Source organism: Bradyrhizobium sp. AUGA SZCCT0431 (assembly GCF_018131065.1).
Lineage (GTDB): Bacteria > Pseudomonadota > Alphaproteobacteria > Rhizobiales > Xanthobacteraceae > Bradyrhizobium.
This window is the reverse complement of record NZ_JAFCLR010000011.1, coordinates 148,412-164,734: the sequence shown is the minus strand read 5'-3', so window position 1 is coordinate 164,734 and position 16,323 is coordinate 148,412. Positions and strand designations below refer to the sequence as shown.

Sequence of the window (16,323 nt, the reverse complement as noted above, 5' to 3'; positions counted from 1 at the left end):
CCCGCGCCCGTTGCCGATGTGACGTCCTGGGATCCCCCGTGTTGCCCCGCACGCCCAGGCGTCACATCCCTTTCCAGCTCACCCGGCGAGATGCACCATGACCGACCTTTCCGCGTCGATGAAAACGCACGCGAGCGATACGCATGGCCGCTCGCCGGGCGTGGTGCTGCGCTCCCTCGTCATCGGCCTGACGGCTTTCCTCACCGTGGTCGATCTGTTTGCGACCCAGGCGATCCTTCCGTCCCTGACCCGGCATTACAACGTGACGCCGGCCGCGATGGGTGTTGCGGTTAATGCCAGCACCCTGGGCATGGCGATAGCAAGCCTCATAGTCGGCTTCCTCAGCCCGTATATCGACCAACGGCGCGGCATTCTCGTGAGCCTTGTTTTGCTTGCGGTTCCGACGATGCTGCTGGCGAGCGCACCTGATCTCACCATTTTCACCATCCTTCGCCTGCTGCAGGGTCTTTGTATGGCGTCGGCCTTCGCCTTGACGCTGGCCCATCTCGGCGAGCAATGCAGCTCGACGGACGCCGGCGGCGCGTTCGCGGCCTATATCGCCGGCAATGTCGCCAGCAATCTGATCGGCCGGCTGATGTCGGCCGCGCTGGTCGATACGTTCGGGCTGGCGTCTAATTTCTATTCCTTCGCACTGCTTAATCTGGCTGGTGCGGCGCTGGTGTATTTCACGGTTTCTCGCGCCAGGCCGATGCATGCGATGCCGGCGGCGCTGTCTCCGTTCGAGGCAAGCATCGCCCATTGGCGCAACCCGTCGCTGCGCGCCGCCTACGCGATCGGCTTCTGCATCCTGTTCGCTTTCATCGGCACCTTCACCTTCGTCAACTTCGTTCTCGTCCGCGAGCCGCTGTCGCTCGGGCGTATGGATCTCGGCTTCGTCTATCTTGTCTTTGCACCCTCCGTGGTCACGACACTGTTCGCCGGAAGAGCCGTCGCACGGTTTGGCACCCGGCCGGTGATCTCTGGCGCGCTCGCGTTCGCGGCGATTGGCCTGCCGATGATGTTGTCCTCACACCTTTCGTATGTCCTCACCGGCATGGTGCTGGTCGGCGCCGGCACTTTCTTTGCGCAGGCCTCGGCGACGGGTTTCGTCGGCCAGGCGGCGTACGATAACCGCGGCGTCGCCAGTGGGACTTATCTCGCATGTTACTTCTTCGGCGGAATGGTCGGCAGCGCCGTGCTCGGACAATTGTTCGACCGTTATGGCTGGGCCGCCTGCGTAGCTGGCGTCGGCGCGTCGCTCGCGATGGCGGCGGTACTGACCACGCAACTCAAACTTCCATCAAACAGAGGAGAGACGCCAATGCCGGCAACGACGGCTGATTGATCACAGCGATTTGTTCACGATCGTTCGATCGCCATTCGTAACGAAGGCCGATCGATCAACGTAAATCGAAACAGCGGCTAACCGCTAACTCGCACACAAAGGACACTGAACATGACAACCAAGAATCTGCGCACCTTGCTCTCGATTTCCGCTCTCGCTCTCTCGGTCGGGCTTGCCTCCGCGCCCGCGGCCTACGCGCAGGACAAGATGGGCAAGGACGGGATGGCAAAGGACGCGATGTCCAAGGACGGCATGAAAAAGGACGATGCGATGTCCAAGGACGCGATGAAGAAGCACGACGGCATGTCGAAGGATGCGATGTCGAAAGACGGTATGAAGAAGTAAGCGTCCGTTCGTCAGAAAGCTGCAGGCTCGGTTCGGTGAAGCGAGCCTGCTATTCTTCCCTTCACATGGCATGGGCGAGGCGCCGATGGGCGGCCTGTTGTTGTTCACCCGGCGTCACGCCTGACACGGACCGGAAGGATTACCCGCCTCGGGCGCGCCAATTCGGCGCCGATCACCTTTGGCCGCGTCAGGGCGCTTGGCGAATAGCGGACTTTCAGGCGAGCTTGATGAGATTTTGATTTGGCAATGGACCGCCACCTCCGCCTTCGCGGCGCTGTCGTTGCCGGAATAAAACAGCACGCGCCGTCCTCCTCCCGATCGCGGGTCCGCAGCAAGCATTTCAGCACGGAGATGATTGAACGCCTTGACGACGCGTGCTCCGGGCACGAGATCGGCGACGAACTCGCTCGATACCCGGCCCTTCAGGTCTATCGGCTTGAACAATGGCGCCTCGATCGGATTGTTGGCGTCGATGATGATGCGCCCGGACCATTCAGGCAGGCCCGCCAGCGCCGCCGACAGCTTCGTCCAGTTGACAGCGACGAAGACGATGTCGGCGCGTGCGGCTTCCTCGCGCGATCCGGCCTTGATCGATGGCCCGACTTCCCGGACGAGTTCACTCAGCGACTCCGGGCCACGGCTGTTGGAGATTGTCGCCTCGATGCCTGTGCGAGTCAGCACCCGCGCAAAAGCTGCGCCGATGGCGCCTGAACCGATGATGCCAATTGACATGGAATGTTCCTTTCAGGGTCGTATGTGATTGACGAACGGGATCAGGAACGGGCCGCCGTTGCGGGCGGCCACGCGCCGAGTTGCTGCATGAGCGAGAAGAGATTGGCCACGCCCCAGTGATCGGTGATTTTGCCGTCACGCACACGCATGACGTCGACGGTCTCGAATTGAATCTTGCGGCCCGTCGGCGCCAGGCCAAAGAATTCTCCCCGATGCGTCCCGTGATAGGTTTTGTAGGTCGTCACACGATCTCCATCGGCAATCTGCCAATGGATGTCGGCGTGAAAGTCGGGAAACGCAACCCGGAGGATTTTGTAGAGCTGCCGCGCACCGGCTTTATCGGGCGTGCGTCCCGGCTGCGGCGTGTGATCAAGAAAATTGTCGGCGAAGAGTTCTTCGAACACTTCGAAATTCCCGCCGCCCTGTACCTCTTCGGTGTTGCGGCGGATGATGGCCTTGGCGGCTTCGCTGATGTCGTTGGTGGTCATGACTTGCTCCAAATGGTTTGAGTGTTTGCCGTCGGTCGTCGTGTGCCGGGCTAAGTCCGGCGCCTGCCTCTGACCGAGAAACTGGGGCTCCCGGGTGAGCGCGGAGCCGTGCCTGCTTCTGAAGCCCATACCGCCACATTTTATTGCTGCGTGATTAGTCGGTAATTGTTATCTTTACTTTCAATGATTGCTTGAAAGTTTACTTATGGAAACGCTCGCAAACCTCGAATCCTTCGTCCGTAGCGCCGAAACAGGCGGGTTTTCCGCTGCCGCGCGGCGCCTGTCGCTCACCCCGGCGGCGGTGAGCCGCAATGTTGCAATGCTGGAACGGAATCTCGGAATTCGCCTCTTTCAGCGCAGCACGCGCAAACTCACGCTGACCGAGGCCGGTGAGCGCTTCCTCCACGCCATCAGAAATAATCTCGACGAGCTGCAGGCGTCGATTGCGAGCGTCGCAACGGACCGCGGCGAACCGGCCGGCGTGCTCAAGGTCAGCATGGGCATGACGTTCGGCGTCGAATACATCCTGCCGCTGCTGCCGGAGTTCCTGAAAAATTATCCGCGCGTTCGCGCCGACTGGCAGTTCGAGAACCGGCAAGTCGATTTGATTGCTGAAGGCTTCGATGCTGCGATCGGCGGCGGGATTGATCTTGCGCCTGGTCTGGTATCGCGGGTCCTTGCGCCCGCGCACATCATCGCGGTGGCCTCGCCGTCTTACATGAAGGGAAGAACCCCGCCCGCCGATCCGTCGGGGCTCGCCGCGTTTGATGGCATTGTCATGCGCTCTTCAAAAACCCGGCGTGTTCGTGAGCGCCCGATGCGCAACGCAGCGGGCGACGAGATGACGGTCTCTCTCAAACCCACCATCGCGTTCGACGATCCGGAGGCGATGTGCCAGGCTGCGGTGCTCGGCATGGGCGTCACGCAGATCGTGTTGGCACACGCGCTGCGGCATCTGGAGAGCGGCGCGCTCGTGCGGCTGGTGCCGCAATGGTATGCCGACGCGGGCGCAATCTCGATCTACTATGTCAGCCGCACCTTGATGCCGGCCAAGACGCGCCTCTTCGTCGATTTCGTAGCGGAAGCATTTCGACGTCAGCGGTTTGCCGAGCGGTTTGCTGGCAGCATTGGTTAGGTGGGCAGGCGCGACGACTGAGCCGCGCCAAGCCAAGCTTATCCGGCGAGTATCAGCCGCGCCGCGCCGCTTCGATCTTGGCGACGTCGATTTTCTTCATGGTCATCATGACATCGAAGGCACGCTTGGCTTCAGCGCCGCCGGCCGCCATCGCCTCCAGCAGCACGCGCGGCGTGATCTGCCAGGAGACGCCCCATTTGTCCTTGCACCAGCCGCACGCACTTTCCTGGCCGCCATTGCCGACGATGGCGTTCCAGTAGCGGTCGGTCTCATCCTGGTCTTCAGTGGTGATCATAAACGAGAATGCTTCGGTCTGCTTGAACGCGGGGCCGCCGTTGAGGCCGATACAGGAGATGCCGGCAACCGTGAAATCGACCGTCAGCACGTCGCCCTTTTTGCCGGACGGGTAGTCACCGGGGGCATGGTGGACGGCGTGCACGGCGCTGTCGGGAAACACTTCGGCATAGAAGCGGGCAGCCGCCTCCGCGTCCTTGTCGTACCAGACGCAAATCGTGTTTTTTGCAATCTTCTTGGTCATTTCTCATCCTTTCGCTGCGCTTGCGTGCCGCTTGCGGTATCCAGCCGGCCTGATCGGCCCGGCGAAACGACGAACGGGGTTTGCCGAATCCGACATCGTCCTGCGGTTTTTTTTGGTTATTTACAGGGCGCCAACCCGTGTCTTCTGCGTCCGACGACGGGGAACCTCCGCGCGTCCTGCGCAAGTGGCGGCATATCAGCCAAACACGCCCGACCATGCCAGTCCGAAACACACCATCAGGGCGCCGCCGAGCGCCAGGCTTGGCCGATCGGTGACGGCAAAAGCCACGGGATCGTCGTGCAGTTCGCTGCGTCCGCATTTCAGCCAGATCCGGCATACGAACAGGAACAGGATGGCCGGAAAAGCCCAGAGCCAGGCGGTGTTGCCATAAAAACTCTGCCGGAAGGCGTCGTTGATGATGTAGAGCACCATGATGAGCACGGCGGCCACCCCGGTCGCCATGCCGATGCCCATGATGAGCGGCAGGTCGATCGACTTGTAGCCGCGGCCACGGACTTCGGTTCCGCCGCGCTCGATGACGCGGGCGACCTCGGTGTGGCGTTTTGCGAAGCTGAGCGAGGCGAACAGGAACATCGCGAACACCAGCAGCCAGGGCGACGGCGGCGCGCCTGACGCCACGATGCCGGCGCCGAGGCGCAGCGTGAACAATCCGGCCAGCACGAAGCCGTCGAGAATGGGGATGCGCTTGAGCGCGAACGAATAGAGCAGGGTTACCGCGAGATACAGCAGTACGACGGCAACGGTTGCCGGTCCGGCCAGCGCCGCAACGGCTAGCCCTGCGAACAGCCCGATCGGAACGGCTGCGATCGCCGTTGCAAGCGGCAGGCGTCCACTCGCCAGCGGCCGGTTTCGCTTCGACCAGTGGCTGCGGTCGTCGGTCAGGTCCCAGATATCGTTGACGAGATAGGTGGATGAGGCAACCAGGCCGAGGGCGAGGAACGCGCATGTCGTCGCGTAGACGGCGTCGACGTGGGAGACCAGTCCGGCGAGGATAAGAGGCACGAAAACCAGCGCGTTCTTTGCCCATTGGTGCGGGCGCATGCTGCGCACCAATGCACGGATCCGGGACGGTCGCGGGAACACCTTGGCGACGGTCGCGACGCTTGCGGCGGCGTGCTCTACCGAACTCGCCGCTTCAACAACGATGGCATTCCTGGCGCGGCGCCAGATCGGGATGTCGGCGCGCGCGTCGCCGGCATAGTCGAATCCATCAGGGAATCGTTCAGCGAGAACCAGCGCCTTCGCTTCGCCCTTCAGGTTGCGCAAGCCGTCGCTGCCGATGACGCCGCGAATGAAAGCAATCCGCCGCACAACCTTTTCCGCGACTTTGGCGTCGGCGGCGGTGGCGACATAGACCGGCCGTCCGCTCGCCGCGATATCGGCCGCGTAGGCGAGCAGTTCTTCATTGAACGGCAGAACATCCGGCTCGATGTTCGTCTCATCGGCGAGACGGCGCTTGAGATAGGCGCGGCCACGCAGCATCCACAGGCCGATCTCGAACAACCGCCACGGCGCGGCTCGAAGCAGCGCCAGCACGGTCTCAAGCAGCATGTCCGCGCGCACCAGCGTGCCATCGAGATCGAGGATCAGCGGCCGGGGTTGCGGCGCCTCGCACGGATCGGAGAGTTCAGGAGCAAGCGGCAGGGGTAAGGTGGACATGCGGGCCCTTTCAGCGGGTACGGCTGTAGAAATCCCAGCAGGGATGCAGCTTGTGGCGCGTGAACTCCCGTTCCAGCACGGTACGGAAGGTCGCGGGATTGGTGTCGGTCGCGCCGGGGAGAATGCAGGTGCGGAAAAACACACCGTCCGCGTCCGCCAGATAGGCCGACGCTTCGCTTGCGGAAAACGCAGGCACCGTGCGCCGGAAATCCATCGCCAGGGTGGTGCCGCGCGCGGGCGTCAGGCCGAGCAGCCGCGGAAAGGATTCGGCAAAATCGATGGTCGTATAGCGCTGCGCCTTGGTCGCGTAGCCAAGCCGCTGAAAGTTCGCGCCGGCTTCGGCAACGCTGACAGCCCACGCCGCGCGCGTCGCCGGGCTCGTGCTGCCCGGGTCGCCGTCGAGGTCAAAGCCATTGTTGGCGATCTCGTCGAGATAGGGCAGCCATTCGGATTGCAGGCGCGTCATCAGCCGGGAGCCGGCGAGGGTGGCGGGCGGCACGCGCATGCCCGGAAGGAACGTTGTAAAGGCGTGGTCGGTCGTGCCCTGCCGTTCCCGGACGAATGTCGAGACGAGGCGCTTTTCAACGACATCGGCAAGCGGCAGCACCAGCGTCGCGCCGAGTACCGCTGCGGCGATCAGGCGCCAGCCACGGGTAGTGCGCAGGCCCGGGTGGAAAAGTACGGCCGCGGCGGCAATCAATCCGACGCCGCCGGTGTTCTGACTCTCCGCGGCCAGCGCTACCGCGACCAGCAGCGCTGCGTCCACGACGAAGGCTTCCCGGGCGATGGTATCGCGCGCGAAATTGAGCGGGCGCCTGACCGCCGTGGTGAAATCGAGTTCGCGAGCCGCGAGCACGACGATCGTGATCGTGACCACAAGCGGCAGCCAGTTGCGAGCCGAGGAGGCGGCGAGCCGGAAAACGGCGCCGCCCCGGTTCAAGGCACTCATCGACACGATGTCGTGCAGGTAGCCGGAGACGAGCCCTCCGGTCGCCAGTTCGACCAGTCCAGCCAAGGCTGCGGCAACGAACAGCATGGCGAACAGCGCCGTGGGTCGCGCGCGTCCGAGCAGCACGGCCGCGACGACGAGGCCGAGCATTGCGATAGCGGCGGTGATCTTGATGAAGATCAGGGCGGTCAGCAGGTAACCCAGCAGCACGCCGTCGCCGCGGGCCTTCGGCAGCACATACCAGAGTGCTGCCAGGAACAGGATCGCGGTGGCGAAGCGGTTATAGGTGGCAAAGTAGCTGATCTCGGAGAGCATGGTGGGGTCGAGCGTGTAGGGCACCAGAACCACCACCGCGAGAACCGCGAAGCTTGCGGCAAATCCCCAGGGCGATTGAATGCGCGACGCGATGACGGCGAACGGTGGCACCACCATGAGCCACGCCAGCGCGTGCAGGCCGATGAACGGCTGCCCGCCGGGAAACAGGCGTTCGGCAAAATGCGTCAGGTAAAGCGTGAGCGCGCCGATCGGCGAAGAAAAGTCGACGTGCGGAATTTGGCCGTGGCCGATGCGATAGGCGCCATCAAGGATGAAGACGAAATCCCACACCGCCCGGCCGTAGGGAACGACGTGGACCAGGGCCGCCACTGCCACGACCAAAATCGTGAAGGCTGCAATCGCGGCGATGCGCCAATTGAAAGGTGCCGCCCGGGACCTGATGAGGTCGTAACTTGCTTCCGTCATATCGAACCCTCAGCTATCGCGCTGTGGTCGATATGGTCTTTTGGAGCGAGCGCAAACTCGTTTTAAAAATTACGGTAACTATTTAAGATGAACGTCATCGCACTGCTTTTCGGGCGTCTCAGGGTGACGCTGTTGGCACAACAGTGTCGATGATTGGCACACAATTTTCGGCGATCTGTCGCGGCTCCATTTGACCGCCAACGCCGCCGTGGGAGAACGGCCCGAGGCCTCGATTTGCGTTTGCGCTGAAGTTGCAATCAGCGGCCCGCGAACCGTCCCAGCGTGTTGAAGCGCGCCTTCTGCTCGCTGGCCAGCGTGGCATAGAAATCATCCAGCGCCGGCTGCACCAATTTGGCTGACTGCACCATGGCCTCGAGCCGCTTCTCCATCGCCTCCAGCCGCCCGACCGGCGTAAGCGGCACGTCAACCGGACAAGCCGCTTGCAGCGTCTGAACGGCCTTCTCCGTCGCCTCGCGCAGGCGGTCTAGCGCTTCCTTTTGCTTGCCCGCCGGACGTATCACCGTCTCGATCCGTTCGATCGGCAGGTTGGTCAGGCTGGGCTTCGGCTCGCCGCAAGTATCCGGCTGCGCGTTTGCTTCCTGCTGCGGCTGCGGTTGCGAACGCCCGCCGATGTCGGGGCCGAGCGCGTTGAAGCGGGCCTGTTGCTCGTCGCTGAGCGCGCCATAGAATTTCTCCAGGGCCGGCCGCACGATCCGCACGGCCTCGAGCGTGGCGCTGATGCGGTTCGTCATTGCACGCAAGCGGCCGGGGGGAGTCATCGCATACTGGTCGCCGCAGGATTCCTTGAACGCGGCGGCGGCCATTGCAGCTGCGTCCTTCAACTCGTCGAGCAATGCGCGCTGCTCGGACGTCGGCCGCACCGCCTCCTCGATCGAAGCAATCGGCCAGGCGGTGATACCCTTTTCCGGCGCTTCGCACAGTTGCCTGAGCGCCTGTTGGCTCATGCCCGCGCTTTCGCGCGGCCGGGAGCCGCCGATCACGCCGTCGCTCTCCTGGCGCCCGGTCGGGCCGAGCCTGGCGTAGGCGGAGTACGGACTGTCCGCGCCCCAGAACACGGTGTCGACGAAGTCATCGTAGGCGTAGGCCCAATAACCACCGTCGTACCCGTAGGGCCAGAACGTGTATTCGAAAATGTCGGAATAGGCATAGGGCCAGAACACGTGGCCGGCCCACGGCACGAACGCCGCGCGCAGGCCGCGCTTCCAGGCGTGGCGGGGAGCCCAGCCGTGCCGCCCGCCCTCGAGCGCCGCCTGGACCTGCGGATCAGGATTGCTGCGGAAGCGTTCGGCAAACCGCCCGCGGGAAGCGGCCTGCACGGCTGCACCGACGGTCTCGGCCTGCCTGCCGGAAGGCGGCATTCCCAGCTCCTGCCGGCGCGCCAGATCACGTTGCTGCAGGCGCTGCTCGCGCTGGAGCTGTCGCTGTTCGGTTTGCAGCAATTGTTGCTGCGCGCGTTGCGCCCGCACGCCGTCGGGCTGTCGCGACTGCAACTCCTGGACGCGCCGCTGCAGCCGATCGATGCGCTGCTCGCGTTGCGCGCTCTCCCGCGTAAGCGTGTCGCGCTGCCGTTCCTGCGCGGTTCGCTGGAGCCGCTGCAGCCGCTCCTCACGCTGCAGCTGCCGCTGTTCGGTTTGCAGCACCCGTTGCTGCGCGCGTTGTGCGCGCTGGCCTTCCGGCTGTTGGGACTTCAAATCCTGCACGCGCTGCTGTAACCGGTCGATGCGCTCCTGGCGCTGCGCGTTTTGGGGCGAAAGCCTGTCGCGCTGCCGCTCCTGCACCGCTTGCTGCGGCGGCTGAATGCGCTGCTCGCGCTGGCCGATCCGATCCTGCCGGGATGGGCTCGCGTCCTGCCGGGATGGGCTCGCGGCGGCCGGTGCGCTCGGGCGCGACGGTGCCGCGACCCTCGGAGCGGCCGGGCGCGGTGGCGCGGCGATCTGTGGCGTCGGACGCGGCGCCATCGCCGGACGCTGTTGCGGCGGAGCCGGACGCATTACCGGCGCCGCGGGCCGCGCCATAGCGGGCGGCGGTGCTGGACGGGCCATCGCGGGGGGCGGCGCCGGCCGCGCCATGGCCGGAGGCGGTGCGGGACGGGCCATGGCGGGTGGCGGGGCGGCAGGCCGCGCCATACCAGGCGGCGGTCCCGCGGGCCCGCCCGCGCCCGCAGGTGGACCATGCCTTTTCTCCTGGGCGGTGGAAGAGCCCACGCTCGCCGCTAGGATCGAAACGCCGAGAAGAAATAATGCTGAAAGGCGAAGGCTGGGTGCAAGCATGATCGTCGCTACCTGGCAGCTCGTTAGTCGCCCGTCTCTCTCAACGCGCCAGCGCGGCAATCGATCTGTGATCGTTGTTGCGGCTTTGCGACGCAGGAGGGCCAGCAGTGCATCCCAGGTGAGGTGTACCGGGTATGCCGATCGAGGAACCGCGGACGGGGAGCAACGTTTTGTTCCCGTCAACACAGGGAGATCGTTATGCGATCAATCGTCCTGGTTCTGGTCATTTTGCTGACAGATACGTCGCTGTCTTTTGCGCAGGGTCAGAAGGGTACGCCACAGGAACAGCAAGCCTGCACACGGGATGCGCAGCGCTTTTGCCGGCCGCAATTGGGCGACGATGGAGCGGTTCAACAATGCCTGCAGCAAAACAGGGCCAAGCTGAGCTCGAGCTGCCAGAAGGTATTTGCCAGCCGCGGCATGTGAGGCGCTTTGTTCTTGACGCCGGCGCGTTGCAATGGGTCACGTGCCCGTCGTCCTCGGGATCTCAGCTGTCGGTCGAGGCCAGCGCCGTCTGACCGGCAATCTCGTCGGCTCGCCAGCAGCGGACCGCGTGTCCGTCGGGACGCGTTTCAAGCGATGGCCGGGGCTCGCGACGACACACGGCTTCGGCGTAACGACAGCGCGGACTGAACGCACAGCCGTCCGGCGGATTGAGCGGATTGGGAAGCTCGCCTGGCGTCGTAGCTAACGGCGCGCGGCGCAGCGGATCGGGAATGGCCGATATCAGGGTCTGCGTATACGGGTGCGCCGGCCGTTCGAAGATTTCGCGCCAGTGGCCTGTCTCCACAATGCGGCCGAGATACATGACGGCGACCCGGTCGCTCATGTGCTCGACAACGCCAAGGTCGTGGCTGATCATGATGTAGGAGAGGCCGAGCGTTTCCTTCAGTTCCAGCAGCAGATTGATGATTTGGGCGCGGATCGAGACATCCAGCGCCGATACCGGTTCGTCACAGATGACGATCCTGGGATTGAGGATCAGCGCGCGGGCGATGCCGATGCGCTGACGCTGGCCGCCCGAGAATTCATGCGGGTAGCGGCCGGCTTGTTCAGGCCGCAGGCCGACATGCCTGAGCATCGCCGCAACGCGTGCGTCGATCTCGCTTTTGGCCGTCACGCCGTGCAGGCGCAGCGGGTCTTCCAGCGTGCGGCGAACGGTCTGGCGTGGATTGAGCGAGGCGTAGGGATCCTGAAACACGATTTGCACGATGCGGGCCAATGCCTTTCGATCGCCGGATTGCCGGCCCGTCACGACCTGGCCGTCCAGCACGATGCGGCCCCGCGTCGGCGCCTGCAGGCCCAGTATCGAAAGTGCCAATGTCGACTTGCCGCATCCGGATTCGCCGACCAGACCGAGGCATTCACCGCGCTTCAGTTCGAGATCGACGCCGTCGACCGCACGGAGCAGACGCCGGCCGCTGGCCAGCAGGCCGCCGCCGACGGGAAAATGGACCGCGAGATCCTCCACGCTGAGGATGATATCGTCGCCGGGCCTTGCTGCAGGTTCATGCATGGTGATGGCACCTGACCAGCCCGCCTGCAGCGAGCCAAGTCGTCTCCGGCTCGGTGGTCCGGCAAATGTCGGTCGCCCGCGCGCAGCGTGGATTGAATCGGCAGCCGTCCGGGAAATCCGTGATCGCCGGGACGACGCCCGCGATCTCCGTCAGCCGCGTCCGGCCAAGGGCAGCGCGGCTCCCCAGCCGCGGCAGCGAGTCGACCAGGCCTTGCGTATAGGGATGCGCGCTGGTGCGGAAGATATCGTCCGAGCCGCGCTCCTCGACGATGCGGCCGGCATACATGACGGCGACGCGGCGGCAGACATTGGCGACCAGGCCGAGATCGTGGCTGATCATCAAGATGGCGGTGCCCCGCTCGGCGCATAAATTCCGCATCAGCTCGATGATCTCCGCCTGCACGGTGACGTCGAGCGCGGTTGTCGGCTCGTCGGCGATCAGAAGATCCGGCCCGCATGCGAGGGCGATGGCGATCATCACGCGCTGACGCATGCCGCCTGAAAGCTGGTGCGGGTAATCCTTCACCCGTCGCTCGGGTGCGGGGACGCGGACGCTGGCCAGCGCCTCTACCGCCAGTCGGTCGGCTTCCCGCCAATCCTTGCCCTGGTGCAGCACGAACATCTCGGCGATCTGCCGGCCCACGGGCGAGACCGGATTGAGCGCCGTCATCGGCTCCTGGAAGATCATGGCGATGCGATTGCCGCGTAGCGCGCGTTGCTCGGCCGCCGAGAGTCTCTGGATCTCCCGGCCGTCAAATCGAATGGCGCCGGCGCCGATCGAAAGCGGCTGGCGCAACAGGCCGATCAGGGCAAGCGCCGTAATACTCTTGCCGCAGCCGGATTCACCGACAAGACCGAAGGTCTCGCCACGATCGATGCGGAATGAAACGCCCTCGACCGCCGCAACATGGCTGGATCGATAGTTGAGATCGATGCGCAGATCCTCGACTTCGAGCAGAGGAGTCCCCGTCATGTGCGCCGGCTCCGCGACTGTGGATCGAGAATGTCACGCAAGCCATCGCCGAGCAGATTGAGGCCGAGCACCGTCAGGAAGATGGCGAGGCCGGGGAAAATCGAGAGCCACGGCGCCGTTGTGATCTGGTCGCGGGCTTCCGAGAGCATGCTGCCCCAGCTTGGATAGGGCGGGCGGACCCCGAGGCCAAGGAACGAGAGTGCGGCTTCGGCCAATATCGCGCCGCCCATGCCCAGCGTGCCGATGACGATGATGGGGCCGACCATGTTCGGCAGCAGCTGCGTGATCATGATGCGCAAATCGCCATAGCCGAGCACCCGTGCGGCCTGCACATAACCCTGGCTCTTGAGCGACAGCGTCGACGCCCGTGCGATCCGGCAGGTGAAGGACCAGTTGGTCAACCCGAGCGCGATGAGCAGGCTGGTCAGGCCCGGTCCAAGGACCGCCATGATGGCAAGCGCGAAGATCAGCGACGGGATCGCGAGCATGAGATTGGTCAGCCCGTTGACGAAATCGTCCCACCAGCCGCCCCAATAGCCCGCGGTCAGGCCCAGTGTCACGCCGATGACGCTGTTGACGAGTTGCGAGACGATGCCGACCGTCAGCGAGATGCGCGCGCCATGCACAACGCGGGAATAGATGTCGCGGCCCTGCGCGTCGGTGCCGAACCACCATATCCAGCTCGGCGGCTCCTCGGCATTCAAGAGGTTGGCATCCATGACCGGATCGGTATGCGCCAGCCAGGGCGCGAGCAGGCCGACGAAGATCGCAAGCGCGAACAATGCCCCGCCGATGATGAGATTGGCGCCAAGCTTCATCGCGGCCGCCCCGCCGCAGGCAGTACAGTCAATTGCGCGCAGGCGTAATCGGGCCGTCCGGCGCTCATGCGTATCTGATCCTGGGGTCGATCACGGCATAGAGCAGGTCGATCATCGTGTTGATGGTCAGGAAGAACAGCACCACCACGAGGATGGAGCCCTGGACGGCAGGAAGGTCGCGCTGCAGGACACTGTCGACGAGCAGCGAGCCGATGCCCGGCCAGGAGAACAGTTTCTCGACGACAACCGCCTGTCCCATCAACGCGCCGAATTGCAGGCCGATCGTGGTGAGGATGAGGACGAGCGCATTGCGCATCACATGCCACTTCACGACCCGGGTTTCGCTCATGCCTTTCGAGCGCGCGGTGCGGACAAAATCCGCGGTCATGATCTCAAGAACCGCGGCGCGCGTCGTCCGCGCCAGCAGCGCCATCGGCGAGACCCCGAGGGTCACGGCGGGCAGGATCAGATATTTGAGCCCGCCGTCGCCATAGCCGAAACTCGGCAGCCAGCCGAGTTTCAACGCGAACAGGTACATCAGCAGCAGCCCGAGCCAGAATTTGGCCATTGAAAGCCCCGACACCGCCAGCACCATCGAGAGCGTGTCGACGATACTGCCCGGCCGCAGCGCTGCGATGAAGCCGAGGGGAACGCCGATCACGATCGCAAGCGTCATGGACGCGAATATCAATTGCAGCGTCGGCCACATCCGTTTGGCGAGCATGGTCGTGACCGGCTCGCGGGTCCGGAACGATGTGCCGAAATCGCCGGTCGCGAGCTTGGCAATGTAGGAGCTGAAGCGGATGTAGACGGGATCGTCGAGGCCGAGCTGTTTCTTCATGCGCTCCACGACCTGCGCGTCCGCCGGGCCGCGGCCGTCATCGTTCATGCTCGATATGATGCTGCCCGGCACGACGCTGAACAGCACAAAGATCACCAGCACGACAGCCAGCACGGTCGGAACGGTTTGCAGGATTCGACGGATCGCGAACGAGAGCATTAGGCCTGTTCCTCCCTCCCTCTATCGTTTTTTTGGTTTTTGCGATGGAGGGAGGGCGAGAGCGCGTGTCACTTGTTAGTTCACTTGGCGGGCGAGGTCGCCTCGACCCAGAGGTCTTCGACGTTTTGATGGGTCAGTTCGGTCGCGTTCAACTGAATCCCCTTGAGCCACGGCTGCACCGCCATGACCGCCTTGTTGTAGTTGAAGAACCACACCGGCGCTTCGTCATAGAGCAGGGCATTGGCCTTTTGCAGCAGCTGGACGCGTTTGGCGGCGTCGTCGGTCTGCCCGGCCTCGTCGATCAGCTTGTCGAATTCCGCATTCTTGAAGCTCGTGTAGTTGCAGGCCGATTGCGGCGTCGACGAGTGGAAGCATTTGAGGGCGGCCTGGGGGTCCGGGCCGGTGGCCTGCGAATAGATGAAGGCCTGGAATTCGCCCTTGCGCGCAACCTCCGCCAGCACCGCGGTCTCGACCTGCTTGACCTTCACCTTGATGCCCACTCTATCCAGCATCGGGATAATCGCCTCGACGATCGGCAGGCCCCAGCTTTCATTCTGACTCGCCGTCCATTCGAATTCAAAGCCGGTGGGATAGCCCGCGTCCGCGAGCAACTGCTTCGCCTTTGCGGGATCGAAGGCGTAGGGCTTGATGGTCTTGTCGAAAGCGGGTGAGGTCAGAGGCAGCCAGCTGGCGGCGCGATAGGCCTTGTTCTTGACCAGCTTGCTGATGATCAGATCGGCATCGATCGCATGGTTGATAGCCTGCCGCACCCGCTTGTCAGCGAACGGTTTGAATGCGGGATTCATCCCCATGTAACGCGTGAAGACCTCGGCGACTTCGACGATAGTGCCCTTGAGGGCGGGGTCGGCCTGATAGGCGACGTACTGCGCGGGCCCGAGCACCGAGGTGTCGATTTCCTTGTTGCGGAAGGCGACATCGCGCGCCGCGGCTTCGCCCATGATCGACACGATCATCTTGTCAGCGTAGGGCTTGCCGGGCTTGTAAAACCTGTCCCACCGTTCCAGAACGGCGCGCGATCCCGGCACGTGCTCGACGAATTTGAATGGCCCAAGGCCGATCGGCTTCTGAATGAAGCTCTCCTTCGCGCCCTCGTCGGCGGGATAGATCGAAGTTATCGCGTTGAAGAAGTAGAAGCCTGGATCGACTTTCTCGGTCAGCTTCATTTCGAGCGTGAAGTCGTCGATCTTTTTCAGGCCGGAGATTTCCTTGGCTTTGCCTTTCTCGACCTCGGATGCGCCCTCGATCAGGCGGACAAAACGCGCGCCGGGATAGGCTTTGGCGCCGTCCATGATGCGGTTGTAGCTCCAGATGACGTCGTCAGCCGTCATCTTGCGACCATGGTGGAAATAAGCGTCGTCGCGCAACTTGAAGGTATAAACAAGACCTCCGCCCGAGACGATGGCCTCCTTGGCAAGCTCCGGAACCGGCTTACCTTCGGCGGAGTCCCAAATGTAGAGCGACCGATGCAGGCCCTTGGCGACGATCTCGTCCTGGGCGCGCTGTGTCGTATGAATGTCCATGCTGGTGAAACTCGAGCCATAGGGCGCCGTCATCCGAATGGTGCCGCCCTTGCGCGGTGTCTGGGCCTCGGCTGTGACTGATAGCGCCAGTCCCAAACCAGCCACGATCGCAATCTTCTTGAACATCATGTCTTCTCCAACCGTGCAGGAGCATTCCGGTCAGAGAGTTGATCACTCGCGGCATATCCAGCGCAAGGTCTTCGTTTCGTGTCGATGGCGGTCGGGGACCAA

16 protein-coding genes are annotated in these 16,323 nt (G+C 63.7%); 5 read left to right on the top strand and 11 right to left on the bottom strand.

All coding sequences use genetic code 11. The features are described 5' to 3' along the window. The first annotated feature begins 97 nt into the window (after positions 1 to 97). Positions 98 to 1,345 carry an MFS transporter gene (locus JQ567_RS13230; protein WP_212439208.1) on the top strand — a complete coding sequence of 416 codons (1,248 nt, stop codon included), beginning with the start codon at positions 98 to 100 and terminating at the stop codon, positions 1,343 to 1,345. 111 nt (positions 1,346 to 1,456) lie between these two features. Then, complete coding sequence (locus JQ567_RS13225; RefSeq protein ID WP_212206936.1) at positions 1,457 to 1,690, top strand: pentapeptide MXKDX repeat protein; 234 nt, start codon at positions 1,457 to 1,459, stop codon at positions 1,688 to 1,690. Positions 1,691 to 1,804: 114 nt separating this feature from the next. Here JQ567_RS13225 and JQ567_RS13220 read toward each other — a convergent pair whose 3' ends face one another. Together JQ567_RS13220 and JQ567_RS13215 are read right to left on the bottom strand one after the other, a co-directional pair. After that, positions 1,805 to 2,422: an NADPH-dependent F420 reductase gene (locus JQ567_RS13220; protein WP_212439207.1), complete on the bottom strand. Its 618-nt coding sequence runs from the start codon at positions 2,420 to 2,422 to the stop codon at positions 1,805 to 1,807. Between the two features lie 41 nt (positions 2,423 to 2,463). Then, entirely contained in the window at positions 2,464 to 2,910 is a 447-nt protein-coding gene (locus tag JQ567_RS13215; RefSeq protein WP_212439206.1) for an ester cyclase, read from the bottom strand. A gap of 205 nt (positions 2,911 to 3,115) precedes the next feature. Between JQ567_RS13215 and JQ567_RS13210 the strand changes: the two genes are divergently transcribed. Continuing rightward, positions 3,116 to 4,045, top strand: a complete 930-nt coding sequence (locus JQ567_RS13210) for a LysR family transcriptional regulator (protein WP_212439205.1) — start codon at positions 3,116 to 3,118, stop codon at positions 4,043 to 4,045. 52 nt (positions 4,046 to 4,097) lie between these two features. On the opposite strand, the gene JQ567_RS13205 is transcribed toward JQ567_RS13210, so the two are convergent. The 4 genes from JQ567_RS13205 to JQ567_RS38630 all read right to left on the bottom strand — a co-directional run bounded on the left by JQ567_RS13205 (position 4,098) and on the right by JQ567_RS38630 (position 9,332). Further along, complete coding sequence (locus JQ567_RS13205) at positions 4,098 to 4,571, bottom strand: VOC family protein (protein WP_212439271.1); 474 nt, start codon at positions 4,569 to 4,571, stop codon at positions 4,098 to 4,100. Positions 4,572 to 4,778: 207 nt separating this feature from the next. Further along, entirely contained in the window at positions 4,779 to 6,263 is a 1,485-nt protein-coding gene (locus tag JQ567_RS13200) for a UbiA family prenyltransferase (protein ID WP_212439204.1), read from the bottom strand. Between the two features lie 10 nt (positions 6,264 to 6,273). Further along, a complete protein-coding gene (locus JQ567_RS13195) occupies positions 6,274 to 7,953 on the bottom strand; it encodes a hypothetical protein (RefSeq protein WP_212439203.1) in 1,680 nt (559 codons plus the stop codon). A gap of 257 nt (positions 7,954 to 8,210) precedes the next feature. After that, the gene (locus JQ567_RS38630; protein WP_283816496.1) at positions 8,211 to 9,332 is read right to left on the bottom strand and encodes a Spy/CpxP family protein refolding chaperone; all 1,122 of its coding nucleotides are present in this window, start codon (positions 9,330 to 9,332) and stop codon (positions 8,211 to 8,213) included. A 30-nt stretch (positions 9,333 to 9,362) separates the two neighbouring features. Between JQ567_RS38630 and JQ567_RS38625 the strand changes: the two genes are divergently transcribed. Further along, a complete protein-coding gene (locus JQ567_RS38625) occupies positions 9,363 to 9,686 on the top strand; it encodes a hypothetical protein (RefSeq protein WP_283816495.1) in 324 nt (107 codons plus the stop codon). Between the two features lie 756 nt (positions 9,687 to 10,442). After that, positions 10,443 to 10,670 carry a cysteine rich repeat-containing protein gene (locus JQ567_RS38130; protein WP_249165432.1) on the top strand — a complete coding sequence of 76 codons (228 nt, stop codon included), beginning with the start codon at positions 10,443 to 10,445 and terminating at the stop codon, positions 10,668 to 10,670. Positions 10,671 to 10,731: 61 nt separating this feature from the next. Here JQ567_RS38130 and JQ567_RS13185 read toward each other — a convergent pair whose 3' ends face one another. The 5 genes from JQ567_RS13185 to JQ567_RS13165 form a co-directional block, all read right to left on the bottom strand. Beyond that, positions 10,732 to 11,760 (bottom strand): ABC transporter ATP-binding protein, encoded by a 1,029-nt coding sequence (locus tag JQ567_RS13185; RefSeq protein ID WP_212439201.1) that lies wholly within the window; start codon positions 11,758 to 11,760, stop codon positions 10,732 to 10,734. Continuing rightward, on the bottom strand, positions 11,753 to 12,733 hold the full coding sequence (locus JQ567_RS13180) for an ABC transporter ATP-binding protein (protein WP_212439200.1): 981 nt from the start codon (positions 12,731 to 12,733) through the stop codon (positions 11,753 to 11,755). Before JQ567_RS13180 ends, JQ567_RS13185 begins: the two co-directional genes overlap by 8 nt. Further along, the gene (locus tag JQ567_RS13175) at positions 12,730 to 13,551 is read right to left on the bottom strand and encodes an ABC transporter permease (RefSeq protein ID WP_212439199.1); all 822 of its coding nucleotides are present in this window, start codon (positions 13,549 to 13,551) and stop codon (positions 12,730 to 12,732) included. Before JQ567_RS13175 ends, JQ567_RS13180 begins: the two co-directional genes overlap by 4 nt. Positions 13,552 to 13,615: 64 nt before the next feature. Then, on the bottom strand, positions 13,616 to 14,551 hold the full coding sequence (locus JQ567_RS13170; RefSeq protein ID WP_212439198.1) for an ABC transporter permease: 936 nt from the start codon (positions 14,549 to 14,551) through the stop codon (positions 13,616 to 13,618). An 80-nt stretch (positions 14,552 to 14,631) separates the two neighbouring features. Beyond that, entirely contained in the window at positions 14,632 to 16,221 is a 1,590-nt protein-coding gene (locus JQ567_RS13165; protein ID WP_212439197.1) for an ABC transporter substrate-binding protein, read from the bottom strand. Positions 16,222 to 16,323: the final 102 nt, after the last annotated feature.